The 16,674-nt window shown below is 65.4% G+C and carries 11 protein-coding genes, 1 tRNA gene and 1 pseudogene; 7 read left to right on the top strand and 6 right to left on the bottom strand.

All coding sequences use genetic code 11. The annotated features are described in order from the left end of the window. Positions 1–79 precede the first annotated feature (79 nt). From ACMUJL_RS04880 to ACMUJL_RS04865, 4 genes and pseudogenes are all read right to left on the bottom strand, one after another. Entirely contained in the window at positions 80–1,591 is a 1,512-nt protein-coding gene (locus ACMUJL_RS04880) for an SLC13 family permease (RefSeq protein ID WP_416914437.1), read from the bottom strand. 282 nt (positions 1,592–1,873) lie between these two features. Beyond that, positions 1,874–2,700 (bottom strand): annotated as a pseudogene (locus ACMUJL_RS04875) (TRAP transporter large permease subunit); the annotation flags it as partial. Positions 2,701–2,744: 44 nt separating this feature from the next. Continuing rightward, the gene (locus ACMUJL_RS04870) at positions 2,745–3,743 is read right to left on the bottom strand and encodes a TRAP transporter small permease subunit (protein ID WP_375570063.1); all 999 of its coding nucleotides are present in this window, start codon (positions 3,741–3,743) and stop codon (positions 2,745–2,747) included. 149 nt (positions 3,744–3,892) lie between these two features. After that, the gene (locus tag ACMUJL_RS04865) at positions 3,893–4,978 is read right to left on the bottom strand and encodes a TRAP transporter substrate-binding protein (RefSeq protein WP_068294756.1); all 1,086 of its coding nucleotides are present in this window, start codon (positions 4,976–4,978) and stop codon (positions 3,893–3,895) included. Positions 4,979–5,532: 554 nt separating this feature from the next. Between ACMUJL_RS04865 and ACMUJL_RS04860 the strand changes: the two genes are divergently transcribed. From ACMUJL_RS04860 to ACMUJL_RS04845, 4 genes are all read left to right on the top strand, one after another. Next, positions 5,533–10,065: a hypothetical protein gene (locus ACMUJL_RS04860; protein WP_375570065.1), complete on the top strand. Its 4,533-nt coding sequence runs from the start codon at positions 5,533–5,535 to the stop codon at positions 10,063–10,065. After that, positions 10,065–11,444, top strand: coding sequence for a TolC family protein (locus ACMUJL_RS04855; protein WP_375570067.1), 1,380 nt, complete (start codon positions 10,065–10,067; stop codon positions 11,442–11,444). The genes ACMUJL_RS04860 and ACMUJL_RS04855 overlap by 1 nt, the downstream gene beginning before the upstream one ends. Before the next feature lie 152 nt (positions 11,445–11,596). Next, on the top strand, positions 11,597–13,171 hold the full coding sequence (locus ACMUJL_RS04850) for an ABC transporter transmembrane domain-containing protein (RefSeq protein ID WP_375570069.1): 1,575 nt from the start codon (positions 11,597–11,599) through the stop codon (positions 13,169–13,171). A gap of 3 nt (positions 13,172–13,174) precedes the next feature. Then, a complete protein-coding gene (locus ACMUJL_RS04845; protein WP_375574054.1) occupies positions 13,175–13,627 on the top strand; it encodes a hypothetical protein in 453 nt (150 codons plus the stop codon). 313 nt (positions 13,628–13,940) lie between these two features. Here ACMUJL_RS04845 and ACMUJL_RS04840 read toward each other — a convergent pair whose 3' ends face one another. Both ACMUJL_RS04840 and ACMUJL_RS04835 read right to left on the bottom strand, forming a co-directional pair. Then, the gene (locus tag ACMUJL_RS04840) at positions 13,941–14,528 is read right to left on the bottom strand and encodes a DUF6538 domain-containing protein (protein WP_416914154.1); all 588 of its coding nucleotides are present in this window, start codon (positions 14,526–14,528) and stop codon (positions 13,941–13,943) included. A 10-nt stretch (positions 14,529–14,538) separates the two neighbouring features. Beyond that, a tRNA-Thr gene (locus ACMUJL_RS04835) sits at positions 14,539–14,613 on the bottom strand. 113 nt (positions 14,614–14,726) lie between these two features. On the opposite strand from ACMUJL_RS04835, the gene ACMUJL_RS04830 reads away from it, so the two are divergent. The 3 genes from ACMUJL_RS04830 to ACMUJL_RS04820 are packed head-to-tail and all read left to right on the top strand — an operon-like array spanning position 14,727 to position 16,658. Then, positions 14,727–14,903 carry a hypothetical protein gene (locus ACMUJL_RS04830; RefSeq protein WP_375570071.1) on the top strand — a complete coding sequence of 59 codons (177 nt, stop codon included), beginning with the start codon at positions 14,727–14,729 and terminating at the stop codon, positions 14,901–14,903. A 13-nt stretch (positions 14,904–14,916) separates the two neighbouring features. Further along, on the top strand, positions 14,917–16,185 hold the full coding sequence (murA, locus tag ACMUJL_RS04825; protein WP_068294729.1) for a UDP-N-acetylglucosamine 1-carboxyvinyltransferase: 1,269 nt from the start codon (positions 14,917–14,919) through the stop codon (positions 16,183–16,185). After that, on the top strand, positions 16,182–16,658 hold the full coding sequence (locus tag ACMUJL_RS04820) for a DUF2948 family protein (protein WP_068294726.1): 477 nt from the start codon (positions 16,182–16,184) through the stop codon (positions 16,656–16,658). Before murA ends, ACMUJL_RS04820 begins: the two co-directional genes overlap by 4 nt. Positions 16,659–16,674 lie beyond the last annotated feature (16 nt).

Raw genomic sequence — 16,674 nt, 5'->3', positions numbered from 1 at the left:
GCCTGCGCCGCCACAGGCACAAAGAAAAACCGCGCCGGAGTGATCCGGCGCGGTTTTTTTTGTGGCGATGTCTGTCGCGTCAGAAGCTCAGCGACAGGCTGCGATGTTTTGCCGTGCAGCTTGCAAGGAAGATACCCTGATCGCGTGTCAGGCTTGGCTCGAACCGGACGCCAAGGGTCGTCTTGGTGTCGTTCAGGAAGGCCTGAAGCCCGGGCAGGACCGCTGTGGTTGCCGCGGCGCGCCACGTGGCCTGTGCCTCGTACTCGGCCAGGGCGCTGTCGAACTCCTCCAGCGCCTTTTCGCGGTCATCCGGCGTCCGTTCCAGAACGCGGCGTGCCGCACCCAGATCCGAACGGATGTCACCGGCCCCTTCCACGTCACGGAACTGGGTTGCCAGCTCGTCGAGTGCGGCGGCTGTCGCCTCGGGCTCGCCGGTTTCCACGGCCGCACGCAGACCGCGCAGCGGCTCGCCCAGGGCGTTGAAGGCGGGGGTCCCGTTCAGCACGGCCACCACCTCGGCCACGGCCTCGAAGCTGCTGTCGCCGATGCGGCGCATCGTTACACGTGCCGTTTCCTCGGCATCGGTCAGCTCTTTGAACGTGTCATGCACCGGATCCCAGTTTTCGGGGATCTGGGCCTGAAGCGCTGCAATCGCGGCCTCAAGCTCGGCCTTGCGGATCTCCATCCGGCGGCCGCGCTCTTCGCTGATGGCCTCGCGGACGCGGCCCATTTCACGATTCACGTCGTCCAGATCGGCTTGCAGGTCGCGCACGCGCTTTTCGATGCTGCGCACCTGTTCCTGCACCGGGCGGTAATCCCCCGCAGCAGCCTGAACCGCGGCGATGGTCACCGGGATCTGGGCCACGGCATCCGAGAAGCCGCCAGCGTCATCCGCGGCGCGGCGCAGGTCGCGGGCCAGATCGTCGGGAAGCGACGAAAGGTCAAGCGCGGCCAGTGCTGCAATCGCGTTGTTGGTGCGTGCGCCGTCCGACTGCATGCCGGCAAGGACATAGTCATCCATGCAATATTGCAGGCGCGGGTTGCGCGGCGGTGGCGAGGTTTCCGACAGGTAACTTGACCGGTTCGGAAGATAGTTCACCAGCGGCGGGTAAAGTCCCACGATCAGCAAGGCGATCAACTGCAGCGTGATGAAGGCGACCACACCCTTGTAGATCTGCATCGTCTTCACGGCGGCGGGGGCGACCCCGCGCAGATAGAACAGCGCAAATCCGAACGGTGGCGTCAGGAAGGATGTCTGGATGTTCAGACCGATCATCACGCCCAGCCATACGGCCGTGATATTGGCGGTGGGATCAGCCAGCAGGATCGGTGCCACGATCGGCACCACCACCACGGCGATCTCGATGAAATCGAGGAAGAAGCCGAGAAGGAAGATCACCAGCATCACGATCAGGAACTGGATCCAGAACCCGCCGGGCAGGCCGGTCAGGAAGTCCCGCACCAGTTCTTCACCGCCGAAGGCACGGAAGGCCGCCGTCAGCATTGCGGCACCCAGAAGGATAACGAAGACCAGCGATGTCGTCTTGGCTGTTTCCAGCATCACACCGGTCAGCGTGTCCTCGATCCGCATGATCCGCAGGCCGGACCAGATCAGCGAGATGATCATCAAGCCGGTGCCGAAGATGCCGATATAGATGCCGGTCATGTCCTCTGGCGTCGATGCCGCCTTGAGGTTCATCGGGTAATTGGCCAGGGCGAAGGCGATGATGGCCAGACCGACCAGCGCCATGATCGCGGGCACGAAGGTGCGCGGACCGTTGTCGCCCAGCCTGTAGCCCGCCATGATCATGGCCCCGGCGGCGCCGATGGCCCCTGCCTGGTTCACGGTGGCGACACCCGCGATGATCGAGCCAAGCACCAGGAAGATCAGGGTCAGCGGTGGGATAAGGGTCAGCGCCACGTTGCCCCAGAACGCGAGACTGAATTCCTCGTCACGCGGGACGGAAGGCGCCTTTTTCGGGTTCAGGATGGCATAGCACAGGATGTAGGCCATGTAGATCAGCACCAGCAGGATTCCCGGCACCAGCGCGCCCAGGAACATCTCGCCCGCACTGGTCGAGGAGACGTCGAAGACCGACGGCATCGACAGCTCGCCCGTCGCTTCCTTGTGCAGAAGCTTGCGCATGGTCGAGGCCTGATCGGTGGCCGAAGCCAGCTGGTCGGCCAGGATGATCAGCACGATCGAGGGCGGGATGATCTGCCCCAGCGTACCAGAGGCCGCGATCGTCCCCGAGGCCAGCGAAGGCGAATAGTTGTTGCGCAGCATCGCGGGCAGCGAGATCAGGCCCATCGCCACCACGGTGGCGCCCACGATCCCCGTTGTCGCCGCAAGTAGCGCACCCACGAAACCACCGAAATGCCCAGACCGCCCGGCACCGGGCCGAACAGCTTGGCCATCGTGACCAGCAGGTCCTCGGCGATCTTGGAGCGCTGCAGCATGATGCCCATGAAGATGAACAATGGAATGGCGATCAGCGTATCTCGATCCACCTCCCAATAGACCCCTCGGAGGTTGGTCACCCCCGCAGACAGCCATTGCGACGGCCCGCCCGAGTGGAAATAGGCGTCGGTGCCGCCGCCGAACAGATAACCTGCGCCAGCGGCAAGACCGATCGAGATGATGGCTGCACCAGGCAGCGCGAAGGCGACCGGATAGCCCGAGCCAAGGGCCCAGGCCATGATCAGCAGCAGAACTGCGAGAAATAGAAGCTCCATGTCGGTCCTCAGTGGGCAATGGGTTGATGATCGCGATGACCGGGTTCTTCCCGGTAATCAGCCACTGCTTCAAACAGGTAGCTTACGAACTGGATGATCATGCTGATCGCGAAGACCGCAAGGAAGGCTGCCATCTGGTACTTGATGAACATGCCGACCGAACCGGTCTGGGTGATCTCGAAATTCGACACGGGCGAGTTGATGATGGCCGTCTTGCCATTCAGCCCGATCACCAGGATGACCGCGCAGGTGGTGATACCCAGGAAAAGCGATCCCACGGCATTGACCGCGCCCCGCTTGCGCTGGGTGAAACCGGCATAGAACACGTCGACCCGCACGTGACCCTCGTCGAACAGCGTATAGGCCGAGGCGAAGAGGAACAGCGCCGCATACCAGTAGCGCACAAGATCGCCCATCAGCGCCTGCTCGTAGGAAAAGACGAACCGCAGGAACACGATCAGCAATTCGGCCACCACGATCATCAGCGTCAGCCAGGTGAACCCCAGCGTGCGCGTGAACAGGGCCACGACAAAGCCAAGTGCGACAAGCGGCATGTGGATATAGGGGCCAACCCAGGCCGAGCGGCCCATGGCGCGTGTCGTTTCCTCGGAGAAGAACATCGGCAGCAGGTTCTCGACCCGAAGCTGCGCGATGGTCGCATCGGCGATCCCGACGAACAGCACGGCCCAGAAACAGGCGCGAATGAAATAGAGGTTGAAACGGTGCAGGCGTTGCCCGTCCGTGCGCAGAACGGTCGATCCCGTGGCCAGCACAAAGGCAATGGCAATTCCAAGGCAGACGGCATAGATGCCGATGGGCACGATCGCCCGGGCCTGGGACATGTCACCGAGTGCGGCTGTCAGAACCGGTGTGCCATAGCCGACGTTGAGCACGTTGTTGATCAAAAAGGCCGCCATGAGGGCCAGGATGATCCACCCGAGAAGCCGGATCCCCGGCGCTGCTCTTCCATGGCCCGCAGCCTGAGCGGCTGTCATTGTCTGTGCCATGCTTTCCCCCTGTAGGTTGTGGTTCCGAACCCGCATCCACGTTGAACGCGCAGGATGGCCTGCGGATTTCGCGACATGCCGGCGCTGATCAACACATCAAGCGGGGCACACTGAAGTGCCCCGCTTGTGTTCAGTCTATCCGTTCACTCTCAGCCGAGGCCGAGGATACGGTTGCGCTGGTTCAGGAAGTTGCCTTCGAACTTCGCGATGGTGCCACCGATCTCGCGCAGCTTCTCCTGGAAGTTGTCGTCGATCTTCTTCGCCAGATCCGAGTGATCGCGCACTTCCGCGAACACTTCCGCTGCGGCTTCACCGAAGGCATCCCAGACGTCGTCGTTGAAGGTTTTCACTTCGACGCCGTGATCGTTGATCAGTTTTCCCAGGTATTCGCCGTTCTTCGCCATGGCTTCGGAGTGCGACAGTTCGTGCTCCTTGGCGCAAGCTGCTTCCAGCACGGACTTTTCCCAATCGCTCAGGCTGCCCCACCAGGATGCGTTCATGCCGAAGGCCAGACCGCCGCCCGGCTCGTGCATGCCGCCGGTGTAATAGATCTTGGCGGCCTCATAGAACTTCATGAAGTAGTCGTTGAACGGACCCACCCACTCGGTTGCTTCGATCGCGCCCGACACCAAGTTTTCGTAGATCTGGCCGCCCGGCAGCGACACGGTCGAGGCGCCCAGCTTGGACATCACGGTGCCGCCGAGGCCCGGAATACGCATCTTCAGACCCTTCAGGTCGTCTGCCGATTCGATTTCCTTGTTGAACCAGCCGCCGGCCTGTGTGCCGGTCGAGCCGCAAGCGAGGGCCTTCAGGCCGAAGGAGCCTGCCAGTTCGTCCCACAGTTCCTGGCCGCCGCCGAAGCGGATCCATGCGGTCCATTCCTGCGTGCTCATGCCGAAGGGCACGGATGTGAAATAGGCATACCCCGGGTGCTTGCCGGTCCAGTAGTAGTCGGCGCCGATATAGGCCTGCGAGTTGCCCGAGGCCACTTCGTCAAAGGCGTCAAACGCGCCAACGCGTTCGCCTGCGGCAAAATATTCGGTGGTCAGTGCGCCATCCGACAGTTCGGTGATGTTGGCTGCAAGGCGCTGTGCCGAGATGCCAAGACCCGGAAAGTCGCGCGGCCAGGTCGAGACGATGGTCAGGGTTTTGCCGCCCTGGGCAACGGCGGGTGCCGCCAAGGCTGCTCCGGCACCGGCGATTGCGGCGCCTTTCAGAAACTTACGACGTTCCAATGGTATTCTCCTCCGAGTTGGTTTGCCCCCGGCCTGGTGACGGCGGGGTTGCCACACAAAAGACAGCGATGTGACGAAAGAGGCAATAGTTTTCTTGATGCAACGGATCAAACTTCATGATGCGCGTGCAGAAAATCGGCAGAATGGCTGCCATGCGGCGCCGGCCCCCTGACGCCAGCAGGCAGATGCACAAGGATTGGGCCCTTGCCCATGGGCCTGTCAGGCCCGACCGGCGACAAGGCCGGACAAAGATGCGGAATTTCGTCGCGCATTCCCCCATCTGGGGGAAGAGTTGGCGCCGGTCATTCTCTAGCCTTGGCCCGGTTCAGTTTGTCTGCAGCAAGGTAAGTGCATATGGGTATCAGTTTTCCAGTTTCCGGTCAGAACGCGACATTCACGCTGTTGTGGATCGCGGGACCGTCTTGCCCTGGGTCGGGGCGTTTCGTATGACCTGTGAGAGCGGGACAGGCGATCGGGACGAAATATGGTCCGCCGCGAACCGGGTCTCGGTACCCGCAGATCCTGCAGCCCGTCGCCGGTTCCTGCGCGATTGGGTGGCACGCAATCGCGCCGCCATTGCTGCGGGCTTCGGCGGGATGGTGCTGTTGTTGCCCATGATGGCGCAGGCTGCAGGCGAAGTATCCCTGGTGCAATCCCTGCCTGGCCTGGTTGGCGCCAGCAGGCAGGCTGACGGGTCGGTGGTTCTGCGTTTCGATGACGGCAGCACCCTGAGCGTTCCGGCTGATCAGCTCGAGGTGCAGGCGGATGGCCGCATCATCATCTCGCAGGAGGTGATCGCGGACCTGATGGCCGAAGCAGGCGGCACGGCAGGCCCGGACCTTGCCGGTCTGGCGCTGGGTGGCGGGCTTGCCCTTGGGGTCGCCGCTGTCGCTGGCAGCAGTGGTGGCGGTGGTGGTGCCACGCTCAGCCCGCCCCCTGCCGCCCCCGGTCTGGTGACCGGGCCCGGGACGCCCGCACCGGGGCCGGTTCCGGCCCAGATGATTCCGGTGATCGACGGCTATCTTGTCGATGCCTTCGTGTTCCGCGACCTGAACGCAAACGGCATCTGGGACAGTGGCGAGGTCTATACCACCACCGACGCCAGCGGCGCCTTCGATGTCAACCTGCTGACGGGGCAGGGCGGGCTTGTGGCGGGCACGCCCTCTGCCGCGGCCATTGCGCAGGATGCAGGGCTTGCCGCGCTGCGCCCGATCGACCTGTCGACGGGCCAGCCCTTTACCGGCACCCTGACCGCACCTGATGGGGCATCGGTCGTCACGCCCCTGACGACGCTGATCGACAGCCTGTTGCGCAGCGATGCCAGGCTGACGGCGGGGCAGGCGGCGGATCAGGTCGCGCAGGCACTCGGGCTGAACGGGGATCTGCTGGCGGATGACCCGGTGGCTCTGGCCGAGGCGGGCGGTGCCGGCAGCCTTGCACAGTTGCAGGCGGCGGCGCAGCTTGCCGCGATCATCAACGTCACCACGGCGGCGGGCGGCAATGCCGCAGCCGCGATCACGGCGCTGGCCCAGCAGATCGGGGCGGATGCGGATGGCGTGGTCTCGCTTGCCGATCCCGTGGTGCTTGACGCGGTTCTGGGGGCCTCGGTCGCGCCCGAGCAGGCCGCAGCCTTGTCCCAGGTGCTGACGCAGGTCAACGATGCGCTGCGGTCGGCTGGCGATCTGGCGGATATCGAGCAGGTGCAAGGCGCCGTTCAGGGCGCGATCGTCGACGCGGTGGAAGCGGGCGAGACCGTCGATGTGGCGCAGACCATCGCCGACAGCACGCCCCTGCGCCCGGTGATCACCACCGCGCCCGAGGCGGTCAATGCCGCGGACGCCGCTGCGGGGATCACGATCTCGGGGACCGGGCGTGCCGGTTCGGATGTTTCGGTCAGTTTCGGTGATCTTGTCGAAACCGCAGAGGTCAACAGCCTTGGCGCATGGTCGGTCACCTTCGCGGACGTCCCGGCGGACGGTGCGCAGCAGATCTCGGCACGCGCCAGTGTCGATGGCGGCCCGCTGGGGTCTGCCTCGGCGGCGCTGACGGTAAGCGTCGATGCGACAGCCCCGGCCGCCCCGGCCGTTGCGCTGGTCAGCGACACCGGAACCGGCGCGGGCATCACCGCCAATGGCGCGGTCACCCTGACCGGTGTCGAGGCGGGGGCCAGCGTCAGCTATTCGACCGATGGCGGCGCGACCTGGGCCGCGAGCTTTACCGCCGCAGAGGGGGCCAACACGCTGCAGGTGCGCCAGACCGATGCTGCCGGCAATGTGTCGCAAGCCTCTGCGCCGCTGAGCTTCACGCTGGATACTGTCGCGCCGGTCATCACACTGTCCGATCCCCTGCCGGCCCGGATCGATGCGGCCGAGGTGGCCGCGCTGGAGGGCGGGCCTGCGCTGATCGATGGTTCTGTCGCGGGCGTCGCTGCGGGTACGCAGGTAACCCTTGCCCTTGGCAGCCGGAGTTACGAGGCTGTCACCACCGAGGCGGGCGGTTTCCAGTTCAGCGTACCCTTCGCGGATATTCTGGCCCTTGAGGGCACCGGAAGCGTAGCAATGGTCATCGCAGCCACGGACCCTGCGGGCAATACCGGCACATTCGAGGCCGAACTGCCCGTGGTCGGCGATCTTGACGGATCGGATACCGTGGACCTTGTCGCCGGGATCGAAGCGGCCGACACGCTGGTCGAGATGGAAGCCGCGCTTCAGGCTTTCGCCGCCGCCCGCGAGATCGCCTTGCCCGAGGGCATGGTGACGGCACTGGCGGGTGATCTGCTGCTGGCGGCCCCGGCCAGCTATCGGCTGACCTTTGACGCCCAGAGCCTTGACGCAAGCGGGACACTGGCCGATGGCGCACCTGAAACCGTCAGCGGCAGCATGACCTTCAGCCTGCCCCTGCAACGCGCCGATGACCAACTGTGCGACGCGACGCAACCGGTGGGCATTTTCCAGCACCAGCAGGACCAGGCCGAAGCGGGCAACATGCTCAATGTCCCGATCGAGGGATTGCGGCTGAATGCAACCTCGCTGCGGATGGACCCCGACACGGTGACGCAGCAGGATATCGACGATCTGGGCCCTGATGGGATTGCCGCCCTGTTCGGACCCGGTGTCGTGATCGAACCGGGTGTCTATACCAGCCTGCAGGTCTGGCTGTCGGGGGCGGTCGGCAGCCAGGATCCCGTGACCGGCGAATTCACGATCAGCGGTGCCGAGGCAAGCATCAACATGTTCCTGCCCGGCGAGGTCGGGCTGGAGGCATTCATCGATGCGCTGGCACGGGATGCGCTGCCGCTGAAGCAGTTCCAGATTCTGGACGTGGACGGCACCGTTCCTGAGGGAACCGACGATATCGTGGGCGAGATCCTGGCCAGTTTCCAGAGCTTCTCGCTGGTACGCAGCCCCGCGCCGCTGACAGAGTCCGATGTGATCGACACCTTGAACGGGTTCATCGCCATCCGCACCAGCCTGGATACCGTGCTGGATGCGGCGAATGCGGGTACATTGGCCGCGGATGACCTGGCGGCGCTGGCAGCTGTCCTGCCAGTGACGGATGGCGCGGCCCCGTTCCTTGCAGGCGAACAGCTGAGCGTGGCCGACATCGAGGCCATTGCCGCGCTGGCAAGCCTGCCCGCAGCGGAACTTGACCCGCTTCTGGCGGCCTTCAATGGCGCGTCGGGCGGGGGCGTGCTGGACAGGCTGACGGATCTGGCCGACAGCCTGATCCTGTTCCCGCCCCAAAGTGCGGGACCGGACGATGGCGGTGGCGGCACCCTTCCGGGTGATCCGGCCGAGGGGCTGCCTGCATCGGTTCTGGCCGCGCTGGATGGCCAGTCGATCGCGGGCTGGACCGGTGAGCAGCGTTCGGGCGTCAACCTGGTCAGGGTGGATGTGGCGGGCGATGAGGCGCTGGGCCATGAACACTGGTTTGTCGTGGATGGCGGACCGGGCAACGCGGTGATCGCCGACTTCGCCTTTTCGCAAGGTGAAGACCGTTACCTGCGCGGCGTGGAAAGCGCCGATGACGCCTTCTATTTCCAAGTGCTCAGCCTGACGGTGGAGCCGGGTGGTTTCGCGCAGGATCCCGCAGATGCGGTATCCGTCTACCGGCTGGATTTCGACGCGGTCGTTCCCGCCCTTCAGGCTGCTGCGGCGTCGCAAACGGGAGGCGCTGACGCCATGGTGGCCTTCGTGTCGGGCGTGTCGGTGCTGTCGCTGGGCTGGGCATCGGTCGGCTATGCCGATCTGCCGGTGAACACTGTTCTGGCGGTCAATGCTGCGGGTTTCGTGGATGAGGGCGGCGGATCCTACCGTGTGGCGGCCTCGGTGCTGGAATATGCGATCGAGACCGACACCGTGGGCGAGACCAGCCTCTACGTGACGCCCGTGCTGGATGTGAACGGCACGGCCACGCCCGGGACAGGCCCCTATGCGCTGAGCATTCCGGGCCGTCTTGCCGACGCAGAGAGCGATAGCGAGCTGGGTCTGCTGGCCACATTCGAGATCGGAGAAGGCGACGGCGCGCGCCTTGTCACCTACCAGATCGATCTTTCGCCGGAGGGCAGCCCCGTTCTGGGCGATGAGGTGGTGCGCGGCACGTCGGGGAATGATGATCTCTTTGCCGTGACGGGCATGGGGCTGGATGATGCGGGGACGCTGATCCTGCCCTCGTCGGGGGAGGATACGATCAACCTGACCGGATCGACGGCGGCTGACACGATCTTCTACCGGGCCGGTTTCACCGATGGCCCCGACCTTGTCACCGGGTTCGACACCGGGGCGGACCAGATCGGCTTTGCGGTGACGGGAAGCGAGACGCCCAGCCTGTCGTTGACGACTGTGGCTGCGGCATCCTCTGCCGAAGCGGATCTGATCGCGGCGCTGGAGACCTATGCCTTCGGCACGGAAGACGTGCAGTTCGTCCTGTTGGATCCGGCGCAAGGCGACGGGCCATTGCTGCTGGCCTTGACCGAACCGCCGAGCGCTGGGGAACCGGCGGCCCTCGTGACGCTTTCGGGGGTCTCGGCGGCCAGCTTCACGCTGGAGAACCTGCTGGTAACGGCCATCCCCTCGCCCGAGGTGTGATGGCCGTAATCACGCATCTGCCGCGCGCTTGCGGGCGCGCCTCTTTCCCGTCGGCGGGCCTTGCGCTGGCGGGGCTGCTGGCCCTGTCCGGGTGCGGCCTGGCCGTGGTGGCGCAGGAAGACGCCGCAGCCGCTGTCGCGGCCGAGCAGGCTGCGCGCGTGCCCGCGCGCATGCCGGCCACCCTGGCCGCGACGGAATTCGGGCGCCGGGTGGCCGCAGCGGTGCGGGATCATCCCGCCTTGGCCGGACAGGGCGCGCGGATCAATGCCGCGCGGGCGGATCTTGCCGCCGTCAGGGCCGGGGCAAGGCCGCAACTCAGCCTTGGTGCCGATGTGACGGCTGCCTTCGTGGGGGGCGCCACGGGCGCGGCGCGGCTTGTGCCGGTGCTTGAAGGCTCGCAGCTTCTGTTCGATGCGGGGGCCACCCGGGCGCGTTTGCGGGCCGGGCGCGAAAGCATTCTGGGCGAAGCGATCGCGCGTGAAAGCCTGGCCGCCGACCTCGCGCTGCGCGCGGTCGAGGCGGCCCATGACCTGCGGCACCAGACCCGGTTGCTGCGGCTGGCGCAGGGCAATGTCGCGGTGCATGAGCAGCTTCTGGACCAGATCCGCACAAGGGTCGAGGCCGGAGCGGGCGGCGAGGGTGACCGTTTCTCGGCCGAGAGCCGATTGGCAGACGCGCGCGCACGGCTTGCCGCGATCCGCAACGATCTTGATCGCGCCACGGCCGTGCATGCCGAAGTCTTTGGCGTGGGTGCCGGTCCTTCGGGACCGGTACCCCCGGCGCCGGGGCTTGCCCTGGCGGATACCGCGGCTGCGATCGCGGACAGCCCGCGCCTGCGTGGTATCGAGACGCGGATCGCGGCGGCGGAGGCCACGCGCGATGCGGTGCGCGCCTCGGTCTGGCCCGCGCTGGCCTTGGAACTGGGCGTCAGTGACCCCGGTGGCGGCATCGAGGGGCGGGCCGCCGTCAGGCCGCGCGGGGTGATCGCGGGCGGCGGGCAACGACAGGCCGCGCTGGCACGGGCGGATGCGCAGATCGCCGAGCTTGAGGCGCAGCGCGACAGTGCCGAGCGCGAGGTTGCCCGCGCGCTAGCCTTCCTGCGCTTTGATCAGCTTAGCGGCCAGCAGAGGCTGGCGGCGGCAAGGGCCGCGCTGGCGGCGCAATCGGCGGCACGCGATGCCGTGCGCGACCAGTTCGACGCGGGCCGCAGCGACAGCGCCGATTTGCTTGAGGCGCAGCGCGAGCTGTTTCAGGCCGAGGTCACGCTGGCCGAAGCCGAGCGCCTGTTGCTGCTCTCGGGATATGCCGGCCTGACGTTGACGGGGGACATCCTTGACATCTTCGGCCTGCGCGAGCCGCTGGCCGCACAGGTGCCATGAGCATGGCGCGTGTCCTCAGCCTGCCGCAGGACCGGCAGGGGCCGGGTGCGGCGGTGTCCGACCTGGAGGCCTGCCTTGCCCATGCCGCGCGCCTGTTGGGCCGCTCCCTTCCCTAGGCCGGTCCGCGTGACGTCGCGACCGATGACGACAGGATGGGCCTGCGCGAGGCGCTGGCCCTGGCCGAACGCGCGGGGCTGATCGCCAGCTTCGGCCGGCTGGCCCTGAGCGATCTGGATGCGCTGTTGTGCCCCGCCATCCTGATCCTGTCGGGGGACCGCGCCGTGGTCGTTGAAGGGCTGGCCGGGCCGCAACATTTGATCATCCATGATCCGACGCTGGCCGGTGCGGACGGACAGGACGCGGCCGAGATAGACCGGGCCACGCTTCAAGAGGTCCATACCGGATATGCGCTGCTGTTGCGGGCGCGGCATCATGAGGTGCCGGGCGGCGCGCAGACGGGGCACTGGTTCTGGTCCGCGATGCAGGACAGCCGCTGGATCTATGTGCAGGTCGTGCTTGCGGCCGTGGTGGCCAATGTGCTGGGCCTTGCCACATCCATCTTCACGATGGTGGTCTATGATCGCATCCTGCCGAACGAGGCGGTCGAATCGCTGCTGGCGCTGACACTTGGCGTCGGCATGGCGCTGGTCTTCGACTTCATGATCAAGAGCCTGCGGGCCAGTTTCATCGACCTTGCCGGGCAGCGCGCCGACAAGGCCGTGGGACGGCGCATCTTCGACCAGGTGCTGGATATCCGCATGCAGGCGCGCCGCGGATCGACGGGAGCGACCGCAAACACGCTGCGCGAATTCGAGACCCTGCGCGAATTCTTCACATCCGCCTCGTTGGTGGCGATCGTGGATCTGCCCTTCATTTCGCTTTTCGTGCTGGTGATCTGGCTGATCGGGGGGCCTTTGGCCATCATCCCGGCGATTGCGGTGCCGCTTGTGCTGTTGATCGGGCTGCCGGTGCAGCCGATCCTTGCGCGTCTCGCAGATGGCGCGATGACCGATGCGCAGACCAAGCAGGCCGTTCTGGTCGAGACGCTGACGGGGCTTGAGACGATCAAGGCCGTGGGCCTGGCGGGACAGATGCGCGACCGATGGGATGCGGCGATGGAACGGCAGGCCGATCACGGGCTGAAGGCGCGCGCGGTCACGCAGTTCGCCATGAACGCAACGGCCCTGACGCAGCAGGCGGCACAGGTTCTGCTGATCTTCTACGGGGTTTTCCTGATCATGGAAGGGCGGCTGTCGATGGGGGCGCTGATCGCGGCGGTGATCCTGACGGGGCGTGCACTGGCCCCGCTGGCGCAACTGGCGCAGACGCTGACCCGGATCAACCAGGCGCGCAGTTCCTACCGGGCGCTGGATGCGCTGATGCGGTCGGACCGCGAGCATCCGGCCGCCCGGAAGTGGCTGTCACGTCCGCATCTGACCGGCAGCGTCACTTTCGAGGATGTCCGCCTGTCCTATGACGCGGCGGGAACCGAAACGCTGCGCGGCGTCAGTTTTGCCGTCGCCGCGGGCAGCGCCAGCGAAGCCGCGCTGATCCGGCGGTTGCGCGAGGATATCGGCGCGCGCACCCTGATCGTGATCACCCATCGCCCCAGCCTGCTGGAACTGGTGGACCGGGTCATCGTGATCGAGAATGGCAAGGTTGTGGCGGATGGGCCCAGGTCGATCCTGGAGCACCGGAAACCGGGCCTGGCCGAGGGGCGGGGCTAGGGCATGGCGCGCCATCCGGAATTCGAGCGCCTTGTGCGCGACCTCAGGGGGCCATCCAGCCTGCGCGCCTCGCTGCTGCTGATGCTGGTCATTGCCTGCCTGGCGACGGCATTTGCCTGGGCCTCATTGACCGAGATCGACGACGTCACCCGCGCCGAGGGCCGTGTGGTGCCCGTGCGCGATGTGCAGATCATCCAGTCCGCCGAGACGGCCGTGCTGCAGCATGTGCATGTGCGCGAGGGCGAGGTGGTGGATGCGGGCGCCTTGCTGATGGAACTGGACGGCACCATGCTGTCCAGCGAACTCGATCAGGGGCGGGCCCGTGCCGCGGCGATCGAGGCGCGCATGGCGCGTTTGCGCGCGCTGATCGACGGGCTTGACGCGCCCGCGTTCCTGCAGCATCGACACCATCCAAGCGTCGACCTCCTTCGGGGTTACGGTCGTCGCGTCAGCTGACCCGCGATGCTTGGCAAACTCTGCAGCCACCATCTTGAACTTGTTCACGGTCTTCGCAGGGAACGGCTTGGCGGCTGTTCCGAGTGACCTGCGTTTCACCTGTTCTTCGACAACGCCCGACAGTGTCAGCTTGGCGGGTTTGGGAGGTGTCGGTGTCTTCTCTCGGGCCGCTTCAAGACGTGGCGGCTCAAACTTCGGAAACACGGCTGTGGTTCCACTGACGCTGTAGTCACCTTCTGCCTTCTGCAGATTGATAGCTGACGCTCTATCCAAGGCTTGTGCCACCTGTTGGATCAGCCTCCAGCGCGAATCTTCATCGACATGAAGGCCATGCAGTCTGAGCGTAGCGTCTGCGAAATCCGCCAAAGCGCTCTTCCATGCGATGCCTTGCACTTGGTTTCGGGTTCCCAACCATCAGTTCGGCAAACGGCCCCAATGTTGGGGTTCTGGCGACTTGATCAGCCAAGCGTATACGGTTCCACACTTCGGGGGGGCCGGGGTTTTCGTCTGCTGCCTCGACAAATACAGAATATACCTCGCCAGCCAGAGCTACACACTGCTTGTGGCTAAGGGTGATCGGGCCTTTCCTCAGGTTTTCCCAGTGCCTCTCAATCGCAGGCAGCGCCTGTAAGAAGCGCTTTTTAGCTTCCGCCGCTTCCTTGGTCCTGAGTGATAACTTGACCACAGTTCCGACTTTGGCGTGGACGATGATGTCGCCAACAGGGACAGCGACCGTCGTGCCTTTGGCTTTCGCGGCGACATCTTTGGGGACGTGAAGGCGTAGGTAGTAGGTCGATTTGATCAGTTCTGGGTTTGGCATGGCATACCGCATCTGCACCACCTCTATGCACCAGTTGAGGCGACACAATTGCTTATTTAGCAAGAGCTTGAACGTAATCAATGGGTTGGGATGGTGCTGTGAGAGAGGATTGAACTCTCGACCTCTCCCTTACCAAGGGAGTGCTCTGCCACTGAGCTACCACAGCATCCGTCTGGTCGGAGGGGCGCGCCCTTGACCGTGGGCGGGTGATTAGACTCAAATTCCGCAGGGTGCAAGCGCAATCTGGACGCAATTTGCGCCGTGCTGTAGGAAGACAAAATGGAGCGGAAAAACCCCGGCAAGACATCGCCTGCGAAGGGCGGGACGCGCGAAGAGCGGTTGAAGGCCGCGCTCAAGGCCAATATGGCACGGCGCAAGGCACAGGCACGGGCGCGGGCGGCACAGCAGCCGGCGGCCGGGGATGATGCGCCGGGGCAAGACCAACAGAACGAGTGAAAAGGGCAGGCTAATGGATTCGATCATCGTGACGGGCAATGGCCCCTTGAAAGGGCAGATCCCGATCGCCGGCGCCAAGAATGCCTGCCTGACCCTGATGCCGGCGACGCTTCTGTCGGAAGAGCCGCTGACGCTGACCAATGCGCCGCGCCTGTCGGACATCCGCACCATGACGCAGCTGCTGCAGTCGCTGGGGGCCGAGGTCACCTCGATGCAGGATGGCAAGGTGCTGGCGATGTCCAGCCATGACATTCACAACCACACCGCCGATTACGACATCGTGCGCAAGATGCGCGCCTCGATCCTGGTGCTGGGGCCGATGCTGGCGCGCGACGGCCATGCGGTCGTGTCGTTGCCGGGGGGCTGCGCCATCGGCGCGCGGCCTGTCGATCTGCATCTGAAGGCGTTGGAGGCGATGGGAGCAGAACTGGACCTGCGCGAAGGCTATGTGCATGCCAAGGCACCCGGCGGGCTGAAGGGCGGGATTGTCGATTTCCCCTTCGTGTCGGTGGGGGCCACGGAAAACGCGCTGATGGCCGCGACGCTGGCCAAGGGCACGACCGTCCTGAAGAATGCCGCGCGCGAGCCCGAGATCGTGGATCTGGCGCAATGCCTGCGCAAGATGGGTGCCCAGATTGAAGGCGAGGGGACATCGACCATCACCATCCAGGGCGTTGACCGCCTGCATGGGGCCACCCACCCGGTGGTGACGGACCGGATCGAACTGGGCACCTACATGCTGGCCCCCGCGATCTGCGGTGGCGAGGTGGAATTGCTGGGCGGGCGGATCGACCTTGTCGGCGCCTTTTGCGAAAAGCTGGATGCGGCGGGCATCGGCATCGAGGAAACGGCGCTGGGCTTGAAGGTGACCCGCGGGAACGGCCGTGTGCGGGCCGTGGATGTGACGACGGAACCCTTCCCGGGCTTTCCCACCGACCTGCAGGCGCAGATGATGGCGCTGCTCTGCACCGCCGAGGGCGTGTCGGTGCTTGAGGAAAAGATCTTCGAAAACCGGTTCATGCATGCGCCCGAGCTGATGCGCATGGGGGCCAAGATCGATGTGCATGGCGGCACGGCCAGGGTCACGGGCGTGGACCGCCTGAAGGGCGCGCCCGTCATGGCGACGGATCTGCGGGCATCGGTCTCGCTGATCCTGGCGGGGCTGGCGGCCGAGGGTGAAACCATCGTGAACCGCGTCTACCACCTGGACCGCGGCTATGAGCGGGTCGAGGAAAAGCTGGGCGCGGTCGGCGCGCGGATCGAGCGGGTATCGGGCCGATGACCGACGCCAGGTTCGAGGATGCGCGTGAAACACCGCTGAACCTGGGCGCGATCGAGGCCGAAGACCTCAAGGTGATTTCAGCGCTGGCCCAGGATGCGGTCTTTCCCGCGACGGAAATGACATGGCGTCCGGGGCAGCATCGCTTCGGCCTGCTGCTGAACCGGTTTCGCTGGGAAGATGTGGAGGCCGCGAAAAAGCGCGGTCGCCCCGTCGAGCGCGTGCAATCGCTGCTGGTGGTGGAAAACGTTCTGGGCGTCGCCTCGAACGGGGTGGACCGGCGCGATCCCGACCTGGTGCTTTCGCTCTTGTCGCTGGAATGGCATCCGGGGGACGATGCCGCGGGCGAACTGGACCTGATCCTGGCGGGCGACGGCGCGATCCGTCTGCGCGTCGAGGCGCTGGAGGTCGCGCTGAAGGATGTCACGCGCCCCTATGTGGCCCCGTCACGCAAGATGCCGGGGCACGATATCTGAGGCGGGAACGCCCGGT

This window comes from Seohaeicola sp. (genome assembly GCF_048006315.1).
In the GTDB taxonomy this organism is placed as follows: domain Bacteria; phylum Pseudomonadota; class Alphaproteobacteria; order Rhodobacterales; family Rhodobacteraceae; genus Seohaeicola.
This window is presented reverse-complemented; position numbering and strand designations above follow the sequence as displayed.

Coding starts and splice junctions, on each gene's coding strand:
- ACMUJL_RS04880 (WP_416914437.1), bottom strand. CDS start 1,591: ATGCGGATCGAGGACACGCTGACCGGTGTGATGCTGGAAACAGCCAAG.
- ACMUJL_RS04870 (WP_375570063.1), bottom strand. CDS start 3,743: ATGGCACAGACAATGACAGCCGCTCAGGCTGCGGGCCATGGAAGAGCA.
- ACMUJL_RS04855 (WP_375570067.1), top strand. CDS start 10,065: ATGGCCGTAATCACGCATCTGCCGCGCGCTTGCGGGCGCGCCTCTTTC.
- ACMUJL_RS04850 (WP_375570069.1), top strand. CDS start 11,597: ATGGGCCTGCGCGAGGCGCTGGCCCTGGCCGAACGCGCGGGGCTGATC.
- ACMUJL_RS04845 (WP_375574054.1), top strand. CDS start 13,175: ATGGCGCGCCATCCGGAATTCGAGCGCCTTGTGCGCGACCTCAGGGGG.
- ACMUJL_RS04830 (WP_375570071.1), top strand. CDS start 14,727: ATGGAGCGGAAAAACCCCGGCAAGACATCGCCTGCGAAGGGCGGGACG.
- murA (WP_068294729.1), top strand. CDS start 14,917: ATGGATTCGATCATCGTGACGGGCAATGGCCCCTTGAAAGGGCAGATC.
- ACMUJL_RS04820 (WP_068294726.1), top strand. CDS start 16,182: ATGACCGACGCCAGGTTCGAGGATGCGCGTGAAACACCGCTGAACCTG.